Annotated in this window: 20 protein-coding genes; 11 read left to right on the top strand and 9 right to left on the bottom strand. The window is 71.3% G+C overall.

Features of this window, described 5'->3' with window-relative positions:
- Positions 1-14: 14 nt before the first annotated feature.
- Positions 15-1,700, top strand: a complete 1,686-nt coding sequence (locus ACIBAF_RS30280) for an alpha/beta hydrolase (RefSeq protein ID WP_399467264.1) — start codon at positions 15-17, stop codon at positions 1,698-1,700.
- Here the strand turns inward: ACIBAF_RS30280 and hemQ are convergent, their stop codons facing one another.
- Positions 1,701-2,432 carry a hydrogen peroxide-dependent heme synthase gene (hemQ, locus tag ACIBAF_RS30275; RefSeq protein ID WP_399467263.1) on the bottom strand — a complete coding sequence of 244 codons (732 nt, stop codon included), beginning with the start codon at positions 2,430-2,432 and terminating at the stop codon, positions 1,701-1,703.
- Positions 2,433-2,437: 5 nt separating this feature from the next.
- A complete protein-coding gene (gene hemG, locus ACIBAF_RS30270; protein ID WP_399467262.1) occupies positions 2,438-3,895 on the bottom strand; it encodes a protoporphyrinogen oxidase in 1,458 nt (485 codons plus the stop codon).
- Between the two features lie 159 nt (positions 3,896-4,054).
- On the opposite strand from hemG, the gene ACIBAF_RS30265 reads away from it, so the two are divergent.
- Complete coding sequence (locus ACIBAF_RS30265; protein ID WP_399467261.1) at positions 4,055-5,203, top strand: DUF4349 domain-containing protein; 1,149 nt, start codon at positions 4,055-4,057, stop codon at positions 5,201-5,203.
- Positions 5,204-5,230: 27 nt separating this feature from the next.
- Positions 5,231-6,613, top strand: coding sequence for an FAD-dependent oxidoreductase (locus tag ACIBAF_RS30260; protein WP_399467260.1), 1,383 nt, complete (start codon positions 5,231-5,233; stop codon positions 6,611-6,613).
- Between the two features lie 120 nt (positions 6,614-6,733).
- Here the strand turns inward: ACIBAF_RS30260 and ACIBAF_RS30255 are convergent, their stop codons facing one another.
- The gene (locus ACIBAF_RS30255; protein ID WP_399467258.1) at positions 6,734-7,003 is read right to left on the bottom strand and encodes a hypothetical protein; all 270 of its coding nucleotides are present in this window, start codon (positions 7,001-7,003) and stop codon (positions 6,734-6,736) included.
- Between the two features lie 125 nt (positions 7,004-7,128).
- Between ACIBAF_RS30255 and ACIBAF_RS30250 the strand changes: the two genes are divergently transcribed.
- Positions 7,129-7,941: a rhomboid family intramembrane serine protease gene (locus tag ACIBAF_RS30250; RefSeq protein ID WP_399467257.1), complete on the top strand. Its 813-nt coding sequence runs from the start codon at positions 7,129-7,131 to the stop codon at positions 7,939-7,941.
- Between the two features lie 6 nt (positions 7,942-7,947).
- On the opposite strand, the gene hemE is transcribed toward ACIBAF_RS30250, so the two are convergent.
- Complete coding sequence (gene hemE, locus ACIBAF_RS30245) at positions 7,948-9,015, bottom strand: uroporphyrinogen decarboxylase (RefSeq protein ID WP_399467256.1); 1,068 nt, start codon at positions 9,013-9,015, stop codon at positions 7,948-7,950.
- Between the two features lie 711 nt (positions 9,016-9,726).
- Here hemE and ACIBAF_RS30240 point away from each other — a divergent pair.
- The 3 genes from ACIBAF_RS30240 (at position 9,727) to ACIBAF_RS30230 (ending at position 12,731) form a co-directional block, all read left to right on the top strand.
- Positions 9,727-10,395, top strand: a complete 669-nt coding sequence (locus ACIBAF_RS30240; RefSeq protein ID WP_399467255.1) for a DUF3000 domain-containing protein — start codon at positions 9,727-9,729, stop codon at positions 10,393-10,395.
- Between the two features lie 242 nt (positions 10,396-10,637).
- A complete protein-coding gene (locus ACIBAF_RS30235) occupies positions 10,638-11,297 on the top strand; it encodes a response regulator transcription factor (RefSeq protein WP_079658912.1) in 660 nt (219 codons plus the stop codon).
- A gap of 144 nt (positions 11,298-11,441) precedes the next feature.
- A complete protein-coding gene (locus ACIBAF_RS30230; protein ID WP_399467254.1) occupies positions 11,442-12,731 on the top strand; it encodes an HRDC domain-containing protein in 1,290 nt (429 codons plus the stop codon).
- 76 nt (positions 12,732-12,807) lie between these two features.
- Here the strand turns inward: ACIBAF_RS30230 and ACIBAF_RS30225 are convergent, their stop codons facing one another.
- The 3 genes from ACIBAF_RS30225 to ACIBAF_RS30215 are packed head-to-tail and all read right to left on the bottom strand — an operon-like array spanning position 12,808 to position 15,940.
- The gene (locus ACIBAF_RS30225; protein WP_399467252.1) at positions 12,808-13,638 is read right to left on the bottom strand and encodes a carbohydrate ABC transporter permease; all 831 of its coding nucleotides are present in this window, start codon (positions 13,636-13,638) and stop codon (positions 12,808-12,810) included.
- Positions 13,635-14,561: a carbohydrate ABC transporter permease gene (locus tag ACIBAF_RS30220; RefSeq protein WP_399467363.1), complete on the bottom strand. Its 927-nt coding sequence runs from the start codon at positions 14,559-14,561 to the stop codon at positions 13,635-13,637. The genes ACIBAF_RS30225 and ACIBAF_RS30220 overlap by 4 nt, the downstream gene beginning before the upstream one ends.
- 59 nt (positions 14,562-14,620) lie before the next feature.
- Positions 14,621-15,940, bottom strand: a complete 1,320-nt coding sequence (locus ACIBAF_RS30215; protein ID WP_399467251.1) for an extracellular solute-binding protein — start codon at positions 15,938-15,940, stop codon at positions 14,621-14,623.
- A 200-nt stretch (positions 15,941-16,140) separates the two neighbouring features.
- Between ACIBAF_RS30215 and ACIBAF_RS30210 the strand changes: the two genes are divergently transcribed.
- The 4 genes from ACIBAF_RS30210 (at position 16,141) to ACIBAF_RS30195 (ending at position 23,076) form a co-directional block, all read left to right on the top strand.
- Positions 16,141-18,519, top strand: coding sequence for a glycoside hydrolase family 2 protein (locus tag ACIBAF_RS30210; RefSeq protein WP_399467250.1), 2,379 nt, complete (start codon positions 16,141-16,143; stop codon positions 18,517-18,519).
- On the top strand, positions 18,516-19,553 hold the full coding sequence (locus ACIBAF_RS30205) for a LacI family DNA-binding transcriptional regulator (protein WP_399467249.1): 1,038 nt from the start codon (positions 18,516-18,518) through the stop codon (positions 19,551-19,553). Before ACIBAF_RS30210 ends, ACIBAF_RS30205 begins: the two co-directional genes overlap by 4 nt.
- 179 nt (positions 19,554-19,732) lie before the next feature.
- Positions 19,733-20,953 (top strand): thiolase family protein, encoded by a 1,221-nt coding sequence (locus tag ACIBAF_RS30200; RefSeq protein ID WP_399467247.1) that lies wholly within the window; start codon positions 19,733-19,735, stop codon positions 20,951-20,953.
- Positions 20,950-23,076: a 3-hydroxyacyl-CoA dehydrogenase NAD-binding domain-containing protein gene (locus ACIBAF_RS30195; RefSeq protein ID WP_399467246.1), complete on the top strand. Its 2,127-nt coding sequence runs from the start codon at positions 20,950-20,952 to the stop codon at positions 23,074-23,076. Before ACIBAF_RS30200 ends, ACIBAF_RS30195 begins: the two co-directional genes overlap by 4 nt.
- A gap of 61 nt (positions 23,077-23,137) precedes the next feature.
- On the opposite strand, the gene ACIBAF_RS30190 is transcribed toward ACIBAF_RS30195, so the two are convergent.
- Together ACIBAF_RS30190 and ACIBAF_RS30185 are read right to left on the bottom strand one after the other, a co-directional pair.
- Positions 23,138-24,571 carry a phosphodiester glycosidase family protein gene (locus ACIBAF_RS30190; protein ID WP_399467244.1) on the bottom strand — a complete coding sequence of 478 codons (1,434 nt, stop codon included), beginning with the start codon at positions 24,569-24,571 and terminating at the stop codon, positions 23,138-23,140.
- A complete protein-coding gene (locus tag ACIBAF_RS30185; protein ID WP_399467362.1) occupies positions 24,565-25,260 on the bottom strand; it encodes a peptidase inhibitor family I36 protein in 696 nt (231 codons plus the stop codon). Before ACIBAF_RS30185 ends, ACIBAF_RS30190 begins: the two co-directional genes overlap by 7 nt.
- Positions 25,261-25,270 lie beyond the last annotated feature (10 nt).

Raw genomic sequence — 25,270 nt, 5'->3', positions numbered from 1 at the left:
GAAGGGACACCCGAATGAGAGCCGCCGCCCTCCACTCGGCCGCAGGAGCCCTGCTGCTGACCGCACTCTCCGCCGTCCCGGCGGGCGGCGTCCCGAACGCCCCCGGTCTGCCCGTCGCCGCCCCCGGCGTCGCTCCGGGCGTCGCTCCGGGCGTCGCTCCGGGCGTCGCTCCGGGCGTCGCTCCGGGCGTCGCTCCGGGCGTCGCGCTCGCCGCCGCGCGGGCCGCGGCGCAGGGCGTCGACTTCGGGAACTGCTCCGACGCGCAGGACCTGCCCGGCAGCATGCAGTGCGGCACCGTCGTCGTCCCGCTGGACTACGCCCGCCCGAACGGCAAGCAGATCACACTGACCGTCAGCCGGGTGCAGGCCACGCACCGGGACCCGCACAACAGCAAGCGCCGGGTGCCCCGGCAGGGCGCGCTGGTCTTCAACCCGGGCGGTCCCGGCGGCTCCGGGCTGTACTTCCCGCTGATCGGGCTGCTGCCGGAGTGGAAGCGGATCGGGGCGGCCTACGACCTCGTCGGCTACGACCCGCGCGGGGTCGGCCGTTCCGCGCCCCTGTCCTGCCAGGATCCCAAACGTTTCCTCAAGGGCCCCTCCCCCGCCCCGGTCCATCCCTCGGAGGCGTACAAGCGGGAGCGCATCGCGCAGGCGAAGGCGTATGCGCAGGGCTGTGCGAAGCGGGCGGGCAGTGCCCTGCGGCACTACAACTCGCTCAACAACGCCCGTGACCTGGACGTGCTGCGCGCCGCGCTGGGCGAGGAACGGCTGACGTTCATGGGGGCGTCGTACGGCACCTACTTCGGGGCGCTCTACGCGACCCTGTTCCCCTCGCACGTGCGGCGGATGGTGTTCGACGCGGCCGTCGACCCGGACCCGGCGCAGATCTGGTACCGCAACAACCTCGACCAGTCGGCGGCGTTCGAGAGCCGCTGGACGGACTTCCGGGAGTGGATCGCCGAGCACGACGACGTGTACGGCCTCGGCCGCACGGCGGAGGCCGTGCTGGCCAGCTACGAGCGGGCCCGGGCGCGGCTGGCCGCGAAGCCGGCCGGCGGGAAGGTGGGACCGGGCCAGCTCCAGGGCGCGTTCTTGCAGGCCGGGTACTACGACGACTACTGGCCGACCCGGGCGCAGGCCCTGTCGGAGTACCTGAAGGGCGACCCGAGGCAGCTGATCGCGCAGGCCGGGCCGGTGCCGGAGGCCGCCGCGGAGGCGGAGAACGCCAACGCCGTGTACACGGCCGTGGAGTGCAACGACGCGTCCTGGCCGACGGACTGGAAGGTGTGGGACCGCGACAACACGCGGCTCGCGCGCGTCGCGCCGTTCGAGACGTGGGACAACGTGTGGGCGAACCTGCCGTGTGCGTTCTGGCCGGCCCCGCGGCAGCGGCCGCTCGACGTGCGGACCGGTCCGGGTGAGCTGCCGCCGACGCTGATCCTGGCCGCCGAGCGGGATGCCGCCGCGCCTTACGCCGGCGCCTTGGAGATGCACCGGCGGCTGACGGGCTCGGTGCTGGTGACCGAGCGGGACTCCGGCGCCCACGGCATCGCGGGCGGCCCGAACGCCTGCGTCAACGGCCACCTCGACGCGTATCTGCTTCAGGGCCGGCTCCCGGTGCGGCGCGCGGCCTGCGCACCGCACCCGGAACCACGACCGGCGGCCCCGTCCAAGGAGCGGGCCGACCGGCCCAAGAGCTGATCAGGCGAGCCCTGCGACCAGCTCGGCCACCGACTTGCGACGGCCCGTGTAGAACGGGACCTCCTCGCGGACGTGCATACGGGCCTCGGAGGCGCGCAGATGGCGCATGAGGTCGACGATGCGGTACAGCTCGTCGGCCTCGAAGGCCAGGATCCACTCGTAGTCGCCGAGCGAGAACGAGGCGACCGTGTTGGCGCGGACGTCCGGGTAGCCGCGGGCCATCTTGCCGTGGTCGGCGAGCATGCGGCGCCGGTCCTCGTCGGGCAGCAGATACCAGTCGTAGGAGCGCACGAAGGGGTAGACGCTCACGTAGTCGCGGGGCGTCTCGTCGGCGAGGAACGCCGGGATGTGCGAGCGGTTGAACTCGGCGGGGCGGTGCAGCGCCATGTTCGACCAGACCGGCTCCAGGGCGCGGCCGAGCCGCGTACGGCGGAAGAGGTTGTACGCCTCCTGGAGCTGGTCGGCGGTCTCGGCGTGCCACCAGATCATGAGGTCGGCGTCGGCGCGCAGGCCGGACAGGTCGTACGTGCCGCGGATCGTCACGTCCTTGGCGGCGAGCTGGTCGAACAGCTCCTGGACCTCGTCGGCGTAGCCCGCGCGGTCCTCGGGGAGCACGTCCTTCAGCTTGAAGACGGACCACAGGGTGTAGCGGATGACCTCGTTGAGGTCCTTGGCCAGCTTGCCCTTGTTGGGGATCCTGCCGGCCTCGGTGGTGGGGGCGTCGTCACTCATGGTTCTCATTCTCCCGCTCCGCCGTGCAGACTTTGCACCGGGTTGGCCGTGAGCTCCCGGACGGCGCTCAGGTCGCCGCGGAGCTGGTCCACCGCGGCGTACGCGCTCGCGATGCAGGCCGGGATGCCGACTCCGTCGTACTGCGCGCCGCACACGGCGAGGCCCGCGAGCTTCGCGACGTGCTCACGGATGCGGGCCACGCGCGCGTGGTGGCCGACCGGGTACTGGGGCAGGCCGTCCGTCCAACGGGTGACGCGGGTTTCGAGGGGCGTCGCCTCCAGGCCGGTGGCCTCGCGCAGGTCGTGCCGGGAGACGTCGACGATTTCGGCGTCGTCCTTCTGGAGGATCTCCGTCTCGCCGTACCGCCCCACGGAGGTGCGCAGCACGACCGTGCCCGGGTCCTGGTCGGCGATCCAGCCCCACTTCTGGGAGGCGAAGGTGGACGCCTTGATGGTGCGGCCGTCGACGGGCGGGACGAGGAAGCCGCTGCCGTCGGGCAGGGCGGTCTCGGTGCGCCGGTAGGCGAGGGTGACCAGGGCCATGGAGGCGTACTCCACCGTGCGCAGTTCGGCGGCGGCCTCGGGGGACTCGGCGGCCAGCAGCGCGGCGGCGGCCGGGGCGGGGACGGCGACGACCACGGCGTCGGCGCGCAGCACCCGCTCCCCCGCGGTGACCTGCCAGCCGCCCGCGGGCTCCCGGCGCAGTCCGGTCACCGGCACGCGCGTGTGGATCTCGCCGCCGCGGGCCCGGACGGACTCGGCGACCGCGAGCGGCAGGGAGCCCACGCCGCCCTCGATGCCCATGAACACGGGCCCGGTCTGCTGGTTGGCCGCCGCCTTGGCCTGGATCTCGCGGACGGCCTGCGTCAACGACGTGTGCATGCGCGCCGCCTGGAAGAGCTGCGGGACGGCCGAGCGCATCGAGATCCGGTAGGCGTCACCGGCGTACACCCCGCCCAGGAGCGGCTCGATGAGACGGTCGACGACCTCGCGGCCCAGGCGGGCGGCCACGTACTCCCCCACCGCCACGTCCTCCCCGACCTCCGTGCGGGGCAGGTCCGCGTCGCGCTCGATACGGGCGAGGCCCTCGTCGGACAGGACGCCGGCGAGGGCGTCCGCGGTGCCGGGGACGCCCATGACGTGGCCTTTGGGCATGGGGCGCAGAGCGCCGCGGGTCCAGATCGAGGCCGTCGCGGTGGCCGGCGGCTGCAGGCGGTCGTCGAGGTGGACCTCGCGCGCGAGGGCGACCGCCTCGGGCCGGCGGGCCAGCATCGACTCGGCGCCGAAGTCCACGCGCACGCCCGCGATCTCGCCGGGCAGCAGCTTGCCGCCCACCCGGTCGGACGCCTCCAGCACGGTCACCCGCACGCCGTGCGCCAGCAGCCGGTGGGCCGCGGCCAGCCCGGCGATTCCGGCTCCGATGACGACGACGTGCTGCCCCGTGCCCGTACCCGTTGCGCTCATGTCCCCACTCTCTCAAACCCCACTGACACTCCCGCCGCGACCCGGTGTCCTCCCCGCGTCCCGACCGTGACCTCTTCGGAACCGATCCCCGCCAACGTCCCGGCCCACCCGGGCGTCGAAGGAGCGTCAGTCGCCACGACCCTCGGGGGGCACACCCGCATGAGCACACGACAATCCGTACGACGCTCAGGACGACGTTCCGCACGACGTTCCGCGCGACCCGCCCACGTCCTGGCCGGGCTCCTGCTGACCGGCGCGCTCGCGCTCACCGGATGCAGCGGCGCGGACGACACGGACGCGGGCGGCAAGGCCGACAAGGCAGCCGTCGCGGACGCGGCCTCCGGGAACCCGGGGGCCGCCCAGGACACCGAGGAGGGCGCGGGCGCGAGCGGCTCGAAGGCCACCGCCGCGCCGAAGCTCACGGCGAACCGCATCATCCGCACGGCCTCCCTGACCGTGCAGGTCAAGGACGTGCCGAAGGCTCTCGGCGAGGCCCGCACGACCACCGAGAACGCGGGCGGCTACATCGGCGACGAGACGACCGTCCGGGACCAGGACGGCGCCGAGCGGACCCGGGTGGTGCTGCGGGTGCCCGTCGAGAAGTACGACGACGTCCTCGCCGCCCTCCAGGGCGCGGGCAAGCTCCTGGAACGCACGGCGAAGGCCGAGGACGTCACCGACCAGGTCGTCGACGTCGACAGCCGCATCGCCTCCCAGCGCGCCAGCGTCGCCCGGGTCCGCGACCTGATGGACCGGGCCGCCAAGCTGAGCGACGTGGTCGCTCTGGAGGGCGAGTTGAGCAGCCGGGAGGCCGACCTGGAGGCGCTGCTCGCCCAGCAGGCCTCCCTGAAGGACCGAACGAGCCTGGCGACCGTCACCCTGACCCTGTCGCAGAAGCCGGTCGCCCCGGCCGCCGAGGACGACGATCCGGGGTTCGTGGACGCGCTGGCCGGCGGCTGGGACGCGTTCGTGACGATGCTGCGCTGGATCGCCGTCGCGTTCGGCGCGGTGCTGCCCTTCCTCGCGGTGGCCGCGCTGCTCCTGCTGGCGTGGCTGCGCCTGGTACGACCGCGGCGGCGGGCGGCGCGGGTGAGCGAGCCCGGGAGCCGCGCGACGGCGACCGGCGGCACGGGAGCGGCCGGCACGGGAGCGGCCGGCACGGGAGCGGCCGGCACGGGAGCGGCCGGCACGGGAGCGGCCGGCACGGGAGCGGCCGGCACGGGAGCGGGCGGCACGGGAGCGGGCGGCACGGGAGCGGGCGGCACGGGAGCGGGCGGCACGGGAGCGGGCGAGCCCGAGCAGGACTGAACTGCGAGTCCCCCGTAGCGTGTTCGTATGAGCATCGAGCGACTGGTCGTGATCGGCGGTGACGCCGCGGGCATGTCCGCGGCGTCCCAGGCCCGCCGCCTGAAGGGGCCCGAAGACCTGGAGATCGTCGCCTTCGAACGCGGCCACTTCACGTCCTTCTCGGCGTGCGGGATCCCCTACTGGGTGGGCGGTGACGTCACCGAACGGGACGATCTGATCGCCCGCACGCCCGAGGAGCACCGCGCGCGCGGGATCGACCTGCGGCTGCGCACCGAGGTCACCGAGATCGACGTGGCCGGACGACGGGTACGCGCGCGGGACGTGGATTCCGGGGCGCAGTCCTGGACGTCGTACGACAAGCTCGTCCTCGCAACCGGGGCCCGCCCGATCCGGCCGGACATGCCGGGGGTGGACGCTCCGGGCGTGCACGGGGTGCAGACGCTCGACGACGGGCAAGCGCTGCTCGACACGCTGGCACGCGCGCGTGGGAAGCGGGCCGTGGTCGTGGGAGCCGGCTACATCGGCGTGGAGATGGCCGAGGCGCTCATCAACCGCGGCTACCAGGTGACGGTCGTCAACCGGGGCAGCGAGCCGATGTCGACGCTGGACCCGGACATGGGCCGGCTGGTGCACCGGGCCATGGAGGGCATGGGCATCACCATGGTGAACGACGCCGAGGTCACCGCAGTGCGCACGGCCGGGGACGGCCGGGTGCGGGCGGTGGTGACCGAGGACGACGAGTACCCGGCGGACGTGGTGGTGCTGGGCATCGGCGTCCGCCCGGAGACCGGTCTCGCGAAGGCCGCCGGCCTGCCCCTGGGCGCGCACGGCGGGCTGCTCACGGACCTCGCGATGCGGGTCCGCGGGCCCCTCGCCGACGGGTCGATCTGGGCCGGGGGCGACTGCGTCGAGGTCCTCGACCTGGTCTCCGGCCAGGAACGTCACATCGCCCTCGGCACCCATGCCAACAAGCACGGCCAAATCATCGGAACCAACGTCGGAGGCGGTTACGCGACGTTTCCCGGCGTGGTCGGCACGGCCGTCAGCAAGGTCTGCGATCTGGAGATCGCCCGCACGGGCCTGCGCGAGAAGGACGCGCGCAGGGTCGGCCTCCAGTTCGAAACCGTCACCATCGAGTCCACCAGCCGCGCCGGCTACTACCCCGGCGCCTCCCCGATGACGGTCAAGATGCTCGCCGAGCGAAGGACGGGCCGTCTGCTGGGCGTCCAGATCGTCGGACGGGAGGGTGCGGGCAAGCGCGTGGACATCGCGGCGGTGGCCCTGACAGCCGGAATGACGGTGGAACAGATGACGGCCCTGGACCTGGGATACGCGCCGCCGTTCTCACCCGTGTGGGACCCCGTACTGGTAGCGGCAAGAAAGGCGTCGGCGAAAGTACGGAACTTCTAGGCGGGCGCAAGGGCGACTGGCCCGGGGTGCGCGGGGAACTGCGCGACCGCTCCCCACGCACCCGCCCTCACGCACCCGCCCTCACGCGCCCGCCCTCACGGGCCCGCCCCGCAACGCTCCTTAAGCGGTTCCGGTCAGTCGCGGCAGCGCGGAAACCGCCGCGGTGGCCGGCTGTTCCGCCGGCTTCGCGTGGGCCGCAGCCGCCGGCCGCGTCCGCAAGCGGTTACTGACGGCCTCGTCCAGTGTCACCGGCCGCTGCATCTGCGAAGCGAGTCGCCCGGCCTCCTGGCCGAGCCGCGCCACGTCCTCCCAGGGCAGCCGGATCACCAGGGAGATCTCCGCCTCGCCGTCGGGCGTGGCGTGCATCGTGGGAGTAACTCGGTCGTTCATCGCCTGTTCCTCACGTCGTCCCCGCGACCCGCCTTCCTCGTGCCGCGAGCGGTTGCCGGTTCATACGCGCCCGTGGGGACCCGCGTTCACCGGTTCGTCGAACGGATCGGGGGCAGTACTTCCTTGTGGTCATCCCCGTCCATGACGTGAACCCCGTGCGCCGCACCCCCGTGGTGACGTATGCGCTGATCGCGGTGAACGTCTTCGTCTTCTGGTTCATGCCCGGCCTGTCGGGCTCCGTGGCGGGCGACAGCAGCCTGGCCCAGACGTGCCACCTGCACGCCTTCCTGGAGCACTACGCGGCCGTGCCGCGCGAGTTGATCCACCATCAGCTGCCGCAACTCGTCCCCACCGGCGAGACCATGGGCGCGACCTGTCAGCTGGGGCCGCCGGGCTACGACAAGTCGCCGGCGCTGAGCGTCCTCACCGCGATGTTTCTGCACGGCGGCTGGCTGCACCTGCTGGGCAACATGCTGTTTCTGCTGATCTTCGGAAACAACATCGAGGACCGCATGGGGCACGTCCGCTTCGCGCTCTTCTACGTCGCCTGCGGCTACGCGGCGTCGTACGGCTTCGCCGTCCTCAACGCCGACTCGACCGACCCGTTGATCGGCGCGTCCGGGGCCATCGCAGGGGTGCTGGGCGCCTACCTGGTGCTGTATCCGAAGGCCAGGGTGTGGGTGCTCGTCCCGTTCCTGGTGTTTCTGCCGCTGCGCCTGCCCGCCTGGCTGGTGCTGGGTTTCTGGTTCGTGCTGCAGGCGGTGTACTCCTCGGGCGAGGGCGTCTCCGACGCGGGCACCGTGGCGTACGCGGCGCATGTCGTCGGTTTCCTCGTGGGCATGCTGCTGGCCTGGCCGCTCAAGCCGGGCACGCCTGCGCCGCCGGAGCCGCGCGGCCTGCTGTTCGGCAGACGGGCCCGGCCCCGGCACACATGGTGAAACCGGTTACCGGACGGTCTGCGCGTGGACGTACTCGACCAGGCGGGTCAGGGCATCCGGGTCGGTGGACGGCATGACGCCGTGGCCGAGGTTGAAGACGTGGCCCTCCAGGCCGGACGCCGCGTCGAGGACCTCTCGGGTCTTGGTCTCGACGGCCTCGGCGCCGGCGAACAGGACGGTCGGGTCGAGGTTGCCCTGGAGCGCCTTGCCGGGGCCGATCCGGCGGACGGCCTCGTCGAGCGGGACGCGCCAGTCGACGCCGACGACGTCCGCGCCGGCCTCGCCCATGAGCTTCAGCAGCTCGCCGGTGCCCACGCCGAAGTGGATGCGCGGGACGCCGTAGGACTCGACGGCCTGGAAGACCTTCGCGGAGGCGGCCATCACCGAGCGGCGGTAGTCGACGGGGGCGAGCGCGCCGGCCCAGGAGTCGAAGAGCTGGACGGCGGAGGCGCCGGCCTCGATCTGCACCTTCAGGAACGCGGCCGTGATGTCGGCGAGCCGGTCCAGCAGGTCGGCCCAGAGCTCCGGGTCGCCGTACATCATCGCCTTGGCGTTCTCGTACGTGCGCGACGGGCCGCCCTCGACGAGGTAGCTCGCGAGGGTGAAGGGCGCCCCCGCGAAGCCGATCAGCGGGGTGGCGCCGAGCTCGGCGGTCAGCTGGCCGATGGCCTCGGTGACGTAGGAGACGTCATCGGGGGTGAGGTCGCGCAGCTGGGCGAGGTCGGCGCGGGTACGGATCGGCTTCTCGACGACCGGGCCGACGCCGGGCTTGATGTCGAGGTCGACGCCGATCGCCTTGAGCGGGACGACGATGTCGCTGAAGTAGATCGCCGCGTCCACGTTGTGCCGACGGACCGGCTGGAGAGTGATCTCGGTGACCAGGTCGGGCCGCATGCAGGACTCGAGCATCCCGACGCCCTCGCGGACCTTGCGGTACTCCGGCAGCGAGCGCCCGGCCTGCCGCATGAACCACACGGGCGTGTGCGGCACGGGCTCACGCCTGCACGCCTTCAGGAAGGCACTGTCATACGTCGCTGTCGGCTGCCGGCCCGCAGGGCTCTCGTTCACGCTCACGACGGCAAGTCTCGCACGCCCCCACAGCCCCCGAACCCGCCCCCTACCGGGACCCCACCCCCCGCCCACCACAACCCCACGGCACCCGCACCGCCCCCTGCCACACCTCGCCCACACCCCCGCCACGGCGACTGCACCGCCCCCTGCCACACCCCGGCCCCACCGCCTGCGGCACCCCTGCCATGCCCCTGCCATGCCCCTGCCGGGACCTAACCGGCCCCCCGCCACGCCCCCGCCAGCCGGGCAGCGCCTCGGCCCCGCCCCTCCGCAAGCCCATGCCACACCTCCACCGCGCTTCGCGGACCACCTCCGCCATGGCCCCCGTCACGCCCTTGCCACACCCCCGCCGCGCTTCGCGGACCACCTCCGCCATGGCCCCCGTCAGGACCTCGCCGAGCATCCGCCATCCCCCCGCTGCCGCTCCGCCACGGCCCGACCACACTCCCCGCAGCGCCCCGTCGGAACCCTGTCCAACCCCCGGCGCGACTCCGCTCCTCCGCACCCCGGCTGCGCCTCGCCACACCTCCACCGCGCCCTGTCGGAGCCTTGTGCGACGCCCGTTGTTCTCCGCGCGCGCCCCGTCGATGTCTTCGGCAGGGGTGTCAGGCGCGTGTGGGCCGTGTGTCTGTTCGCCCAGCGCGCATCCGTCCGCGAGCGCCGCAGGGGTGTCTTGCCCTGCGCGGAGGCCCCGTTCCCCTTAATCTTCCCCGCATGGCTGCGGCTCAGGGACGACTGTCGGACGGCGCTGGCGGGATGGATGACGCGAACGAGGGGGACCCGGATGGGAGCACGTCGGCTCCGTTGCCCTTCCGGGCCGCCGTCGACGCGCTGAGGGCGACGCGACTGCGGCCGCAGATCGAGGTCGAGCCGACGCCGGCGCCCAAACGGCTCGCCCCGTTCGCGTACGCGCTGGAGGCGACGGTCGTGGACGGCGAGCAGGATCTGGCCGACGGCCGGCTGGTGCTGCTGCACGATCCGGCCGGGCACGACGCCTGGCACGGAACGTTCCGGCTGGTGACCCTCATCCGGGCCGAGCTGGAACCCGAGATGGCCGCCGACCCGCTGCTGCCGGAGGTGTGCTGGTCGTGGCTGACCGGCGCGCTCCAGGCGCGCGGACTGACGTACGGCGAGCCGAGCGGGACCGTCACGCGCGCGAGCTCGCACTACTTCGGCGGGCTGGCGGAACGCCCGGCGGCCTCACAGATCGAGATCCGGGCCTCCTGGACGCCGCGCGAGGGCCTGGGCGGCGTGCCGGACACGGGGTCGCACCTGGCGTCCTGGTGCGACTTGCTGGCGCAGGTCGCGGGGCTGCCGCCGGCCGGACCTGGAGACGCGTCGGTGGTGACGCTGCCGCAGCGCAGGGGGCCACACTCACGTTGACCATCTCTTTGTCGATACGGCCATTTTCGGTCCCGTAAGAGGCCCACTTAAACCGACTCGATCTTCGGATGATCGATCGCATGTCCGAGTCGCACAGATTGTTACTCACTAGATCGTGATCATTCTCTAAAGGACCCCGGGTTCGCTGCCGAAGACGACTGTGACCTTGAAAGCACGGTTCGTCCCGGCTTCATCCCCACAAGCCCCACGAGCCGGCTCCCGTCCCCCACCCAGGAGGCCTGGTGTCCGTTCTCCTCGAGCAGCCCGCAAGCCTGGTCGCCTACCGCCCGAACAAGCCCACCGCCATGGTGGTCGTGGCCGACCCGCGCGTCCGCTCCACCGTCACCCGCCACCTGTGGGCGCTCGGTGTGCGCGATGTCATCGAGGCCTCGTCCATCGCGGAGGCTCGTCCCCGCATCGGCAACCCCCGCGACATCTGCGTCGCCGACGTCCACCTGCCCGACGGCTCCGGCCTCACCCTTCTGTCGGAGACCCGCGCCGCGGGCTGGCCCAACGGCCTCGCCCTCTCCGCCGCCGACGACATCGGCGCCGTGCGCAACGCCCTCGCGGGCGGCGTCAAGGGCTACGTGGTCACCGGCACCCGCACTAACCTCGGTCTCCCCAACCGACCCGGTGCCGCCCCCCTCGGCTCGGCCGCCCGCCTGCACCGCCGCCCCCCGGGTGCCCCGAGTCACCCGGGTGGCTACCGCGAGCTCTCCGGCCGTGAGGTCGAGGTGCTGCGGCTGGTCGCGGAGGGCCAGTCGAACAAGGCGATCGGCGTCTCGATGGGCCTTTCGGCGCTGACCGTCAAGAGCCACCTGGCCCGCATCGCCCGCAAGCTCGGCACGGGCGACCGCGCCGGCATGGTCGCGGTGGCGCTGCGGACCGGCATCATCCACTGAGCGACCGCCAGTACCACACAAGCCCCACGAGCCGACTCCCGTCACCCCGATCATTCACCGACCTGACTGGTTTACGACCCTCTCGCGCCCGCCGACGGAACGTTCCGTCGGCGGGCGCCGTCCATACACAGATACCCTTGACAGGTGACCGACGCCCAAGAAACCGCAGCAGCCAGTTCACTGCGAACCACCGGAGGCGCCCCTCCGGACGACGGCGGATCGACTGATTCCGGGGCGCCGACACCATTGCTCGAACCACGCGAGGGCATCCCTCCCGTGATCGCCGACGAAGCCTCCCTCGCCGAGGTGATCGCCGCCTTCGCCGCCGGCTCCGGCCCGCTCGCCGTCGACGCCGAGCGGGCTTCCGGCTACCGCTACGGACAGCGCGCCTATCTGGTGCAGCTACGTCGCGAGGGCGCCGGCAGCGCGCTGATCGACCCCGTGGCCTGCCCCGACCTGTCCGCGCTCGACGAGGCCCTCTCCGACGTCGAGTGGGTCCTGCACGCGGCCACTCAGGACCTGCCGTGTCTGCGCGAGATAGGCATGGCGCCGACGCGGCTGTTCGACACCGAGCTGGCCGGAAGGCTCGCCGGGTTCCCGCGGGTCGGCCTCGGCGCGATGGTCGAGGGCGTGCTCGGCTTCGTCCTCGAGAAGGGCCACTCCGCGGTGGACTGGTCGACGAGGCCGCTGCCCGAGCCGTGGCTGCGGTACGCGGCCCTCGACGTCGAGCTCCTGGTCGACCTGCGCGACGCGCTGGAGAAGGAGCTGGACCGGCAGGGCAAGCTGGAGTGGGCCCGCCAGGAGTTCGACGCGATCGCGTCCGCCCCGCCGGCCGAGCCCCGCAAGGACCCGTGGCGTCGTACGTCCGGCATGCACAAGGTGCGCCGGCGACGGCAGCTGGGTGTGGTGCGGGAGCTCTGGCAGACGCGGGACAAGGTCGCGCAGCGGCGGGACGTGTCGCCGGGCAAGGTGCTGTCGGACGCGGCCATCGTGGAGGCCGCGCTCGCCCTTCCGGCGAACGTGCACGCGCTCGCCGCGCTGAACGGGTACGGGCACCGGATGGGACGGCGGCAGCTGGAGCAGTGGCAGGCGGCGGTCGACCGGGCGAAGGCGCTGAGCGAGTCCCAGCTGCCCCAGCCGGGGCAGCCGGTGGCGGGGCCTCCCCCGCCGCGGGCCTGGGCCGACAAGGATCCGGCGGCGGCTGCGCGGCTCAGTGCGGCGAGAGCGGCCGTCTCGGCGTTGGCCGAGGAGCTGAACATGCCCCAGGAGAACCTCATCGCCCCGGACGCGGTACGACGGGTGTGCTGGGAGCCCCCGAAGGCGCTGGACCGGGAAACGGTTGCGCAGGCACTCGCCTCGTACGGGGCGCGGCCCTGGCAGGTGGAGCAGGTCACGCCCGTCCTGGTCGCGGGACTGTCCGGCCAGGAGGACTAGGGCTGGCCTGGGGCCTGTCCTGGCCGCCGTAGAACCGTGCGTCGTACGGCGGCCCGGGGACCCGTCTCGGAAGCGGTTACCTCGTCGCGCCTCGCATGAAACCGTTGTAGATGTATTTCTGGAGCGCCAGGAAGACGATCAGTGTCGGCAGGATGACCAGGACCGCTCCTGCCGAGATCGTTTCCCAGTGCGCGGCGTAGGGGCCCTTGAACCGGAACAGGGACGTCGAGATCACGCCAAGATCTTGCGAGGGCATGTAGAGGAAGGGGATGTAGAAGTCGTTGTAGACGGCGATCCCCTTCACGATCACGACCGTCGCGATCGCCGGTTTCAGCAACGGAAAGATGATCTTTCGGTAGATCGTGAAGGCGTTGGCGCCGTCGAGGCGGGCGGCCTCGTCCAGGGAGATCGGGATCGACCGCACGAACTGCAGGAAAATGTAGATCGAGACGATGTCCGTTCCCATGTAGAGGGCGATCGGCGCCCAGCGGGTGTCGAACATGCCGAGGCTGTGGACGATCTGGAAGGTGGCCACCTGGGTGGTCACCCCGGGAACCAGCGCGGCGACCAGAAACAGGGCGATCACCAGTTTCCGGAACCGGAAGGTGAACCGGTCGATCGCGTACGCCGTCATCGAGCCGATGAGGACCGTTCCGCCGACGGAGACGACGAGGATGAAGGCGGTGTTTCCGAACGCCGTGAGCATTCCGCCGTCCTGGAACGCCGTCACGTAGTTGTGGAAGTTGAGCAGGTCGTGCGGGAGCGTGAGCGCCCCGCCGCCGTTCGCCGTCTCGTTCTCGGTCTTCAGGGATGTCAGCAGGACGACGCCCAGCGGGAGCAGGACGACCAGGGTCGCGGCGATCAGCGACAGGTACACGAGGGTGCGGGCAACGGCTCGACGCGTCATACGAGGTCCACCCTGTCATCGGGGACGAGGCGGCGCTGCACCCAGGTCACCAGCAGGATGATCAGCAGCAGCACGACGGCCGCCGCCGAGGCGAGCCCCGTCTTGTTGAACTGGAAGGCCAGTTTCACGGTCTGGATCACGAAGGTCTCGGTGCCGGTCGCCCCGCCGGTCATGATGTACGGGATCTCGAAGGCGGAGAGCGACCCGGAGACGGAGAGGATCACCGTCAGGGTCAGCACCGGCTTGATGCCGGGCAGGATGATGTAGCGGAACTGGTGCCGGCGCCCGGCGCCGTCCAGTTCGGCCGCCTCGTACAGCTCCCCCGGGATGGACTGGATCGCGCCGAGGAACAGGACGAAGTTCATGCCGAGGTAGCGCCAGATCGAGACGCCGGCGAGGGAGACGTTCGCAGAGGTCGGAGTGCCCAGCCAGGCGTGGTCGGTGTGGTAGCCGAAGAGGCCGAGGACGGTGTCGAGGGTCCCGCGGTCCTGGAAGAAGTAGAGGAAGACGAAACCGATGGCCACGCCGTTGACCAGGGACGGGAAGAAGAGCACGCCCTTGAAGAAGTTCCGGAAACGGATGTTGAAACTCAGGATGGTCGCGAAGTAGAGCGCGGCGACGATCTGGATCACCGAGGCGGCCAGGTAGTAGCCGCTCACCCAGAAGACCTGGAACAGGTCCTCCCTGGTGAAGATCTCCGTGTAGTTCTCGGCGCCCGTGTAGTGCAGCTCGGGGCTCACGCCGTCCCAGTCGGTGAAGCTGTAGGCGACCATGTTGGCGATCGGCGCGTAGGTGAAGGTGATCAGCAGGGCGAGCGGGGCGAGCAGGAACAGCCAGGGGGTGAGCAGCCGCCAGGTGCGGGCCCGGCGCGGAGCCGGAGCGGGAGCGGGAGCGGGGGCGGCGCGCTTCGAGGCCGGCGCCATGGCCTCGAAGGTCGCTTTCTCGGTGCCGGGCCCGGGGGTGTGCGTGTGCGCGTGCGTCATCAGTGGCCCACGTTCGCTTGCGTCCCGGTCCACTTCTTGCCGAGGCCGCCGAGGAAGTCGTCCAGGCTGCCCTTCTTGGCTCCGCGGGCGAGGTCGACCAGGTCCTGGCGGTACTCGGGCTTGTAGATGCCGACCTCGGACTCGTCGTCGATCAGCTTGACCTTCGCGCCCGCTGTGTCGTCCAGCTCGATGAGCTTGACGCCCGCCGCCTCGTACGGCTTCAGCACCTCGGGCATCGCCGCGTCCTTGAGCGGGGAGATCGCCAGGTTGTCCTTGTCGTAGCCGGACTTGTCGGTGAACCAGTCGATCCAGGCGCGGGCCGCCTCCTTGTGCGGGGAGTGGACGTTGACGGCCTGGTTGTAGTCGGGGCCGACGGTCGCGCAGAACGCGCCGCCCGTCTGGGCGGGAAACGGCATGAAACCGATGTCGTCCGGGTTCACGCCGGCCTTCTTCGCGGCGTCCTGGAACTGGATGATCGCCCAGGTGCCGAGCCACTGGGTGGCGATCTCGCCCTTGGCCGTACGGGGCTTGGACTCCTCCCAGTTGCTGGTGGTGGGGTCCTTCTCGGCGAGGCCCTGCTTCACGATGTCGTACAGCAGCGTGTCCCCGACGCGCAGGTCGGAGCCCTCGGCCCACGGGTCGCCCGCGGCGAGTTTCGTGGTCGCCTGCGGGTCGCAGTGGACCGAGCCGTCGACGTACGTCCACGAGGTCAGCGGCCACTGCGCGGCGAAGTTGGTGTAGTAGGGGATCGCGTCGGTCTTCGCCTTGATCGCCTTGAGGTCGGTGAGGAACTCGGCCGGGGTGGTGGGCCATTGGGTGACCCCGGCCTCCTTCCAGACCCGCTTGTTGTAGACGAAGCCGGGCATCACACCGACCGGGCTCTGGCCGTACACCTTGCCGTCGACGGCGGTGAAATCGGTGAAGCGGTATTTCTTGCTGCGTTCGGCGGCGGTGCCGAGGGAGGCGAAGAACTTCGGGTAGTCGTCCTTCTTGATCACCGCGGGGATCAGCAGGACGTCGCCGTAGTCGTCCGTGTTCATCCGGATCTTGATCTCGGACTCGTAGTTGGTGAGGGCCTGGAACTCCACCTTGACCTTGGGATAGGTCTTGTTGAACTCGGCGGCGTACTTTTTCATCGTGCCGTCCTGCACGAGGTCGGTGCGCACGGTGAGGACCGTGATGTCTCCGCTGACCTGCGACGGGTCGTCGGGCGCCGTGGCGTCCGCGCCCTTCGTGCTGCCTGAGGTGCCGGTGCAGCCCGGGAGCAGCAGAGCGGCTCCCGCGACCGTGGCGAGGATCTGGGCTGTACGACGGTTCATGTGCACCACTTCCGTTCTCGGGGCGTTCACGGGACGGATGAGCACGTGCGGGTTGGTCGAACACGAGTGAGTCGGTCGAACACGAGCGGGTTGGCTGATTCGGCACTCTGACAGCGCTTTCTCAACCGGTAAAGTCCCATTCCCGCCAACGATGAAGACATGGCGCTCAGTTATGGGCTTGACCGGTTTAGGGAGTGCGCATGCTGGAGGCCTCACCGCTCGACGACGGATGGCAGCTGCGGCACGAGGGACGGGCGCTCCCGGCCGTGGTACCCGGCTGTGTGCACACCGATCTGCTCGCCGCCGGGGTGATCCCGGACCCGTTCCTCGGCGTGGGTGAGCGCGAGGTCGCCTGGGTGGGGCGGCGCGAGTGGACGTACGAGACGGAGCTGCCGGCCGTCCCGTCCGGGCATGAGCAGACCGACCTGGTCTTCGACGGGCTCGACACGGTCGCGGAGATCACGCTGGGCGGTCAACTCCTGGGCCGGGTACGGAACATGCATCGTTCGTACCGTTTCGACGTGACGGGGCTCGGCGGGCCGCTGTCCGTCCGTTTCGTCTCGGCCTACGCCGAGGCGGAGGCCGTGCGCGGGAAGGTCGGCGATCGACCGGCCGCGTACGCCGAGCCGTACCAGTACGTGCGCAAGATGGCCTGCTCGTTCGGCTGGGACTGGGGGCCCACGCTGGTGACGGCCGGGATCTGGCGACCGGTGCGGGTGGAGCGCTGGTCGACGGCCCGGCTGGCCCGGGTGCGCCCGCTGGTGACCGTCGAACAGGGCGTCGGGGTGGTCGAGTTGCAGGTGGACGTGGAGCGGACCCGGGTGGAGGCCGGACTCACCCTTCAGGCCCGGGTGGGAGGAGTGCGGGCGCGGGCCCAGGTGGCGGGGACGAGCGGTGTCGTACGGGTGGAGGTGCCGCAGGCGGCGCTCTGGTGGCCCCGGGGCTACGGCGAACAACCGTTGTACGACGTCGAGTTGACGCTGCATCACGGAAACGCCCCACTCGACGTCTGGCGGCGGCGCGTGGGTTTCCGCAGCGTCGAGCTGGACACCTCCGCGGACGGGCATGGCACCGGCTTCACGCTGGTCGTCAACGGGGAGCGGCTGTTCGCGCGGGGCGTCAACTGGATCCCGGACGACGTCTTTCCGTCCCGGGTGACCCGGGAGCGTTACCGCAAGCGGTTGCGACAGGCGGCCGACGCGGGCGTCGACCTGGTCCGGGTCTGGGGCGGCGGGATCTATGAGAGCGAGGACTTCTACGACGCCTGCGACGAGCTGGGCCTGCTGGTGTGGCAGGACTTTCCGTTCGCGTGCGCGGCCTACCCCGAGGAGCAGCCGCTGCGGGGCGAGGTGGAGGCGGAGGCCCGCGAGAACGTCGTACGGCTGATGCCGCATCCGTCGCTGGTGTTGTGGAACGGGAACAACGAGAACCTGTGGGGGTTTCGGGACTGGGGGTGGGAGGAGCGGCTCGGCTCGGACTCCTGGGGTGAGGGGTACTACCTGGGGGTGCTCCCGCGGATCGTGGGCGAGTTGGATCCGACGCGGCCGTACACGGCGGGGAGTCCCTGGTCGGGGTCGTGGGAGCACCATCCGAACGACCCGGCGCACGGGACGCACCACTCGTGGGAGGTGTGGAACCGGGAGGACTACGCCGAGTACCGGAGCGAAGTGCCGCGGTTCGTCGCCGAGTTCGGCTGGCAGGCGCCGCCCGCCCATGCGACGCTGCGGCGGGCGCTGCCGGGCGAGGAGCTCGCGGCGGACTCCCCCGGCATGCTGCACCACCAGAAGGCGGAGGACGGCAACGGCAAGCTGGAGCGCGGGCTCGCCCGCCATTTCGCCGTGCCGGAAGGGGACTTCGACCGGTGGCACTACCTCACGCAGGTCAACCAGGCGCGGGCGGTGGCGACGGGGATCGAGCACTGGCGGTCGCACTGGCCGGTGTGCGCGGGCACGATCGTCTGGCAGCTCAACGACTGCTGGCCGGTGACGTCCTGGGCGGCGATCGACGGCGACGGGCGGGAGAAACCGCTGTACCACGAGTTGCGGCGACTGTACGCGGACCGGTTGCTCACCTTTCAAGCGCGGGGCGAAAGCCTGGTGTTGGCCGCCGTCAACCAGTCCGCCGAGCGGTGGACGGGTGCGTTGTCGTTGCGGCGGATGTCCGTGGCGGGTGTGGTGGTCGCGGCGGTGCGGGTGGAACTGGCGGTCGGCGCACGGGCGGTGAGCGAGGTGCGGGTGCCGGCGGAGCTGGGGCCGGCCGGGGCGAAGGAGTTCCTGGTGGCGGACGCGGACCCGGATGGGCTGCGGGCCGTGCACTTTCCGGTGCCGGACCGTGAAATCGCTTATCCGACGCCCGAGTTCGAGGTGAGTGTGACGCCGGGGGGAGTCACGGTCGCGGCCCACACGCTCGTACGGGATCTGCTGTTGCAGGCCGATCGGCTGGAGCCGGGGGCGCGGGCCGACCGGGGGCTCGTGACGTTGCTTCCCGGGGAGCGGGTGACCATCCAGGTGGCGGGCTGGGAGACTCCGGACGTCGCCGCCGCCCGGGCCGCGCTGTACTGCCAGGAGCCCGCTCGATGACAGCGTCCTCGTCGCCTCGCGTCACCATCAAGGACGTCGCCGCGCGCGCCGGTGTGTCCAAGGGGGCGGTGTCGCTGGCCTTCAACCGCAAGCCGGGGCTGTCGGAGGCGACCCGGGACCGGATCTTCGCGGCGGCGCGGGAGCTCGGCTGGGAACCGAACCTCACGGCCCGGTCGCTGTCGAGCTCGCGGGTGGACGTGGTGGGGCTCGCGATCTGCCGGCCGGCGCGGATGCTGGGGCTGGAGCCGTTCTACATGGAGTTCGTCTCCGGGGTGGAGAGCGTGCTGACCGAGCACTCCTGCTCGCTGCTGCTGCGGCTGGTGCGCACCGTCGAGGAGGAGGTCGGGCTGCAGGAGTCGTGGTGGCGGGGCCGGCAGATCGGCGGGTCGATCCTGGTGGACTTCCGGGCCGACGATCCCCGGGTGGCGGCGGCCGAACGGCTCGGGATGCCGGTGGTGGCGGTGGGGCATCCCTCACTGACCGGGAACCTGACGTCGGTGTGGACCGACGACGCGACGGCGGTGACGGAGGCGGTGCGGTATCTCGCGGCGCTCGGGCACCGGCGGATCGCGCGGGTCGGGGGCGCGGCCGCGCTCGGGCACACGATGATGCGGACGGCGGCCTTCGACGCGGCGGCGCGGAGTCTGGGGCTGGCCGGGGCGTGGCAGGTCGCCACGGACTACTCCGGCGAGGCGGGCGCGCGGGCGACCCGGTCGATGCTGACCGCCGCTCCGCCGGACCGGCCGACGGCCATCGTCTACGACAACGACATCATGGCGGTGGCCGGACTGGCGGTGGCGGCCGAGATGGGGCTCGGGGTGCCGGGCGACGTCTCCCTGCTCGCCTGGGACGACTCCCAGCTGTGCCGGCTCACCCATCCGACGCTCTCCGCGATGAGCCATGACGTGCACGGATTCGGCGCGGAGGCGGCGCGGACGCTGTTCGGGGTGATCACGGGAACGGGCCCGGGATCCCATCCGGTGCCGACGCCGGTCCTGACGCCACGGGGGTCGACGGCGCCCCCGCGAGGCTGACGGCCGGGTGATCGCGGGGTGCTCGCGGGGTGATCGCCGACGCGTCCCGGGTGTGACCTTCGCCGCTTGGCCCTCCCGGACTGGGCAGCTACGTTACCCATAAGTAGCATGGGTCCTGAGCGCGCGCTCAGCGCTTGCGTGTCGCAGCAGTGCCATCCCGCACCTGGAGGAGAGCCATCGTGCCTCGTACCGTCAGGGACGTCGTCTTCGTCGACGGCGTCCGTACCCCGTTCGGCAAGGCGGGCCCGAAGGGCATCTACCACGAGACCCGCGCCGACGACCTCGTCGTGAAGGCGATCCGGGAGCTGCTGCGCCGCAACCCCGGTCTCGACCCCAAGAAGATCGACGAGGTCGCCATCGCCGCGACCACGCAGATCGGCGACCAGGGCCTGACCATCGGCCGCACGGCCGGCATCCTCGCCGGTCTGCCGCAGTCCGTGCCCGGCTACTCCATCGACCGCATGTGCGCGGGCGCCCTGACCGCCGTCACCACGGTCGCCGGCTCCGTCGCCTTCGGCGCGTACGACATCGCCATCGCCGGCGGTGTCGAGCACATGGGCCGGCACCCGATGGGCGAGGGCGTGGACCCGAACCCGCGGTTCGTCAGCGAGAAGCTGGTCGACGAGTCCGCCCTGTTCATGGGCATGACCGCGGAGAACCTGCACGACCGCTACCCGCACATCACCAAGCAGCGCGCCGACGAGTACGCCGTGCGCTCGCAGGAGAAGGCCGCCAAGGCGTACGCCAACGGCAAGATCCAGGCCGACCTGGTGCCGATCTCGGTCCGCCGCACCAACCCGGAGGCCGGTGAGACGGGCTGGGGCCTGGTCACCGCCGACGAGCCGATGCGCCCGGGGACGACGCTGGAGAGCCTTTCCGGCCTCAAGACCCCGTTCCGCGTCCACGGCCGGGTCACCGCCGGCAACGCGGCCGGTCTGAACGACGGCGCGACCGCTTCCCTCATCGCCTCCGAGGACTTCGCGCGGGAGAACAACCTCCCCGTCAAGATGCGCCTGGTCGCCTACTCCTTCGCGGGCGTCGAGCCGGAGGTCATGGGCTACGGTCCGATCCCGGCCACGGAGAAGGCCCTCGCGCAGGCGGGCCTGTCCATCTCCGACATCGGTCTGTTCGAGATCAACGAGGCCTTCGCCGTCCAGGTGCTGGCCTTCCTCGACCACTACGGCATCGCGGACGACGACGAGCGCGTCAACCAGTACGGCGGCGCGATCGCCTTCGGCCACCCGCTGGCCTCCTCCGGCGTGCGTCTGATGACGCAGCTGGCCCGCCAGTTCGAGGAGCAGCCGGGCGTCCGCTACGGCCTGACCACCATGTGCGTCGGCTTCGGCATGGGCGCGACGGTCATCTGGGAGAACCCGCACTTCGATGGAGGCGACAAGTGAGCACCACCGAACTCCTGAAGCGGGCGGCCGAGTTGTTCCCGGACGAGGTCGTCACCCAGGCGCACGTACGCCACCTGGACCTGCCGTTCGGCGCGGGGCGCTTCGCCCTGATCACGCTGGACAACGGCTTCGACCACACCAAGCCGACCACCTTCGGGCCGCAGTCCCTCGCGAACCTCGACGTCGCGATCGACCAGGTCGAGCAGGAGGCCAAGGCAGGCGAGATCGTCGGCGTCGGCGTCACCGGCAAGCCGTTCATCTTCGCGGTCGGCGCGGACCTGAAGGGCGTCGAGCTCCTCAAGGAGCACAAGGACGCGCTCGCCATCGGCAAGGGCGGCCACGAGGTCTTCAAGCGTCTGGCGGGCCTCGCGGTCCCGACCTTCGCGTACTACAACGGCGCGGCGATGGGCGGCGGCGTCGAGGTCGGTCTGCACTGCGCGTACCGCACCGTCTCGAAGGCGCTTCCCGCGTTCTCCCTCCCCGAGGTCTTCCTCGGCCTGGTCCCCGGCTGGGGCGGCTGCACGCTGCTGCCGAACCTGATCGGCGCCGACAAGGCCGTCTCGGTGATCATCGAGAACAGCCTCAACCAGAACAAGCAGCTCAAGGGGCAGCAGGTCTTCGACCTCGGCATCGCCGACGCCCTCTTCGAAGGTGCGGACTTCCTGGAGCAGTCGCTGATCTGGACGGCGAACGTCCTCAAGGGCGACGTCCAGGTCGAGCGTCCGGTGATCGACCGCGGTGAGGCCTGGGACCAGGCCGTCGCGCGCGGCCGGTTCGTCGCCGACTCCAAGGTGCACGGGGCGGCCCCGGCCGCGTACCGCGCGCTGAACATCATCGCCGCCGCGAAGAACGGCGACCTGCAGCAGGGCTACGACGCCGAGGACACCGCGCTCGCCGACCTGATCATGGGCGGCGAACTGCGCTCCGGCATCTACGCGTTCAACCTGGTGCAGAAGCGCGGCAAGCGCCCGGCGGGCGCCCCGGACAAGAACCTGGCCCGCCCGGTCACCAAGGTCGGCGTCGTGGGCGCGGGTCTGATGGCCTCGCAGCTCGCCCTGCTGTTCCTGCGCCGCCTGGAGGTGCCGGTCGTGCTGACCGACATCGACCAGGAGCGCGTCGACAAGGGTGTGGGCTACGTCCACGCCGAGATCGAGAAGCTGCTCGGCAAGGGCCGCATCAACCAGGACAAGGCCAACCGCCTCAAGGCGCTGGTCTCCGGTGTCCTGGACAAGGCCGAGGGCTTCGCGGACGCGGACTTCATCATCGAGGCCGTGTTCGAGGAGATCGGCGTCAAGCAGCAGGTGTTCGCGGAGGCCGAGGCCGTCGCCCCGGCGCACGCGATCCTCGCCACCAACACCTCCTCGCTGTCGGTCACCGAGATGGCGTCGAAGCTGAAGAACCCCGAGCGGGTCGTGGGCTTCCACTTCTTCAACCCGGTCGCGATCCTGCCGCTGCTGGAGATCGTGCGCGGCGAGGCGACCGACGACGCCTCGCTGGCCACCGCGTTCGCCGTCGCCAAGAAGCTGAAGAAGACCGCGGTCCTGGTGAAGGACGCCCCGGCGTTCGTCGTGAACCGCATTCTGACCCGTTTCATGGGCGAGGTGCAGAACGTCATCGACGAGGGCACCTCGGTCGAGGTCGCGGAAAAGGCGGTGGAACCGCTCGGCCTGCCGATGTCCCCGCTGGTCCTGCTGGAGCTGGTCGGTCCGGCGATCGGTCTGCATGTCTCGGAAACGCTCAACCGGGCGTTCCCAGACCGTTTCACGGTCTCCCCGAACCTCGCGGCCGTCGTCAAGGCCGGCAAGCGCGGTTTCTACGTCTACGACAGCGGCAAGCCCGAGCTGGACCCCGAGGTCGCCGCGCTCCTCAAGCAGGGCGACAACGCCCTGACCGAGGAGCAGGTGCGGGCGCGTGTCCTGGACGCGGTGGCGCAGGAGATCGGGCTCATGCTCGACGAGGGCGTCGTCGCCGAGGCGCAGGACATCGACCTCTGCCTGATCACGGGCGCCGGCTGGCCCTTCCACCTGGGCGGCATCACGCCGTACCTGGACCGCGAGGGTGTCTCCGAGCGCGTGAACGGCAAGAAGTTCCTGGCGCCGGGCGTGGCGTCGGTTCCCGCGTAACCTTCGTACGGCTGTGAAGAGGGCCTCCGCCCGTTTGGCGGAGGCCCTCTGTCATGCCTGCTCAAGGCAGGGGATAGCCGCCCGCTCCCGCGTACACCGTGTCAGCCACGAGACGTTCCCGCTCGTTGCCGTCCGAGGGGTGGTTGACCACCGTGTTCTGCCAGACCAGGGTGGTGGAGCCGCCGCCGTCCAGGTTGAGGGCGTCCACCGCGCCGAGATCGCGCAGCAGCGTCGCGAGTTCCAGGCGGGTGGCGCCCTGGCTGACCTCCGGGTGGTAGCCGTCCACGGTCACCAGCAGGGTCCGGCCGAAGCCGTCCGCGGCGAGGGCGGTGCGAGGGGCGGCGTCGGGGACGAACGGAGTGCCGTTCGGGTACGTGGCCGGCTGGACGTACTGGATGGCCCCGTTGCGCAGGAGGAGGTCGCCGCCGGCCGTGACGTCCATCGACGGGTCGAGGGTGACGGTGTCGCCGAAGCGGGTGTCGGTGACGGTCTCGGCCAGGTCGAGGACGGCGCCCACGGGGGCGTGGGCGCGCAGCCAGTCGGCGCCCTCGCCGATGCCCTGCAGGACGCGGCCGCCGGAGGGAACGGTGCGTCCGCCGCGTGTACCGGTCCGGCAGGTGCTGCCGGCCGGCGGTGCGGGTTCGTAGCAGGCGGTGACCTTCGCACCGGCGTCGAGGAGCAGCTCGATGCCCTCGTCGGTGCTGACGGCGGTCTCTCCGGTGGGGTTGTCGGGGTCGGTGTCGCGGGCGATGGCCGCCGTCGAGGGCGTACGGGCGCCGTACTCCGGAGTGAAGGAGACGATCTCGGACGGGTCGTGGCAGATGCCCTCGGCGTCGAGCGTCTCGCCGGGTTCCGCGCCCTCGCAGTGGGCGTTGCGGCCCGGGAAGCGGTTGATGCCGTCGAGTTGCCGGGCGGCGGTGGAGCCGTCCGCGGGGGCGATGGTCAGGGTGGTGGCGAGTTCGGTGATGTAGAGCCGGCCGTGCTGGAGCACGGCGGCGGAACCGACCGGCTTGTTCCCCTTGCCCCGGGCCGCCTCGCTGATCAGCTTTCCGCCCTGGACGGCGATACCGCCGATGTCGCCGTCGTAGCCGCTCGTGGCGGGGTAGCTGACATGGCCGTCGAAGAACGCGGCGTTGACGCCGACGCGGGGGCGGCGCAGCGCGTTGACGGAGACGCCCTGGAGCATCGACGAGGTGGTCTCGGCGACGGCCAGGTCGGCGCCGGTGGTGTCGTGGAGGGTGAGGGGCGCCTTGTCGGGGTCGATGACGACGACGTTGACGATCCAGGGGCCGCCGGCGCCCCCGAGGTAGGTGGTCCGGGTGACGCCGGGGACGGTGGTGTCGACGGTCTTCCCCGCGCTCCTCTCCAGCTCGGCGAGCGTGAGCCCGGTCTCGGCGGCGGAGGCGTCGGAGGCGACGGGGACCGCCAGCAGCGAGGCGGTCAGGGCGAGCGCGGCGGCGGCCCGCCGTAGGGGGCGGGGGGTCGGTGTCAGCACAGGCTCGTCCCGGTGACCAGCTTGTGGGAGGTGAAGGTCGCCGCGTACGGCAGCGGGATCACGGTGGCGTCCGACGCGAGGACGACGTACTTGGCGTACGTCTTGCCCGCGTCGTTCCACGAGCCGGAATAGTCGGCGCCGGGGTAGAAGCAGGCATGGCGGTCGGTGTGGTTGGCGACGGAGACGACCTTGTCGTTCCACCCGGTGCTGTAGCGCGCGATGTCGAGCTGGGTGGCGGTCATCGCCCCGCGGCCGGCGGGCTCGGTGAAGAGGCAGAGGTAGCCGGTGCGGCAGCGCTCGAAGCCGGTGAAGCAACCCGCCTTGGACTTGGCGAGCTTGTGCGAGCTGACCTGGTCGTCCAGCTGGGTCGACGTCTGCGCGAGGTTGCCCCGGAAGCCGGGCCGGATCGCCTGGACCGTGCCGCCGTAGGCGGCGTCCTCGTACACGCAGGCCCAGTAGGCGGTGTTGTTGTGGACCGAGCTGACCCGCTCGTCCCATTCGGCCGAGTAGACCTGGACCGGGTTGGCGGGCCCGAAGCCGGCCACCGCGCCCTGCCCGTCCGCGTCCGTGTAGATGCAGAAGCGTTCCGCCGCGCACTCCTGCCAGTCGGCGGCGCCGGCCGTGGCGCCGACGAGCGCGGAGAACACCAGGGCCAGGAACGCCGCACACACGCCCGCCCGTCTTGTCATCGGTCGCACG

The sequence above is a fragment of the Streptomyces sp. NPDC051677 genome (assembly GCF_044453465.1).
In the GTDB taxonomy this organism is placed as follows: domain Bacteria; phylum Actinomycetota; class Actinomycetes; order Streptomycetales; family Streptomycetaceae; genus Streptomyces.
The sequence above is the reverse complement of the archived record's forward strand: the minus strand, read 5'-3'. Positions and strand labels throughout refer to the sequence as shown.

Bases quoted from the DNA above. Each gene is read 5' to 3' on its own strand.
- ACIBAF_RS30255 (WP_399467258.1), bottom strand. From the start codon at position 7,003: ATGAACGACCGAGTTACTCCCACGATGCACGCCACGCCCGACGGCGAG.
- ACIBAF_RS30265 (WP_399467261.1), top strand. From the start codon at position 4,055: ATGAGCACACGACAATCCGTACGACGCTCAGGACGACGTTCCGCACGA.
- ACIBAF_RS30240 (WP_399467255.1), top strand. From the start codon at position 9,727: ATGGCTGCGGCTCAGGGACGACTGTCGGACGGCGCTGGCGGGATGGAT.
- ACIBAF_RS30215 (WP_399467251.1), bottom strand. From the start codon at position 15,940: ATGAACCGTCGTACAGCCCAGATCCTCGCCACGGTCGCGGGAGCCGCT.
- ACIBAF_RS30210 (WP_399467250.1), top strand. From the start codon at position 16,141: ATGCTGGAGGCCTCACCGCTCGACGACGGATGGCAGCTGCGGCACGAG.
- ACIBAF_RS30185 (WP_399467362.1), bottom strand. From the start codon at position 25,260: ATGACAAGACGGGCGGGCGTGTGTGCGGCGTTCCTGGCCCTGGTGTTC.
- ACIBAF_RS30260 (WP_399467260.1), top strand. From the start codon at position 5,231: ATGAGCATCGAGCGACTGGTCGTGATCGGCGGTGACGCCGCGGGCATG.
- ACIBAF_RS30205 (WP_399467249.1), top strand. From the start codon at position 18,516: ATGACAGCGTCCTCGTCGCCTCGCGTCACCATCAAGGACGTCGCCGCG.
- ACIBAF_RS30220 (WP_399467363.1), bottom strand. From the start codon at position 14,561: ATGGCGCCGGCCTCGAAGCGCGCCGCCCCCGCTCCCGCTCCCGCTCCG.
- ACIBAF_RS30225 (WP_399467252.1), bottom strand. From the start codon at position 13,638: ATGACGCGTCGAGCCGTTGCCCGCACCCTCGTGTACCTGTCGCTGATC.
- hemG (WP_399467262.1), bottom strand. From the start codon at position 3,895: ATGAGCGCAACGGGTACGGGCACGGGGCAGCACGTCGTCGTCATCGGA.
- hemQ (WP_399467263.1), bottom strand. From the start codon at position 2,432: ATGAGTGACGACGCCCCCACCACCGAGGCCGGCAGGATCCCCAACAAG.
- ACIBAF_RS30280 (WP_399467264.1), top strand. From the start codon at position 15: ATGAGAGCCGCCGCCCTCCACTCGGCCGCAGGAGCCCTGCTGCTGACC.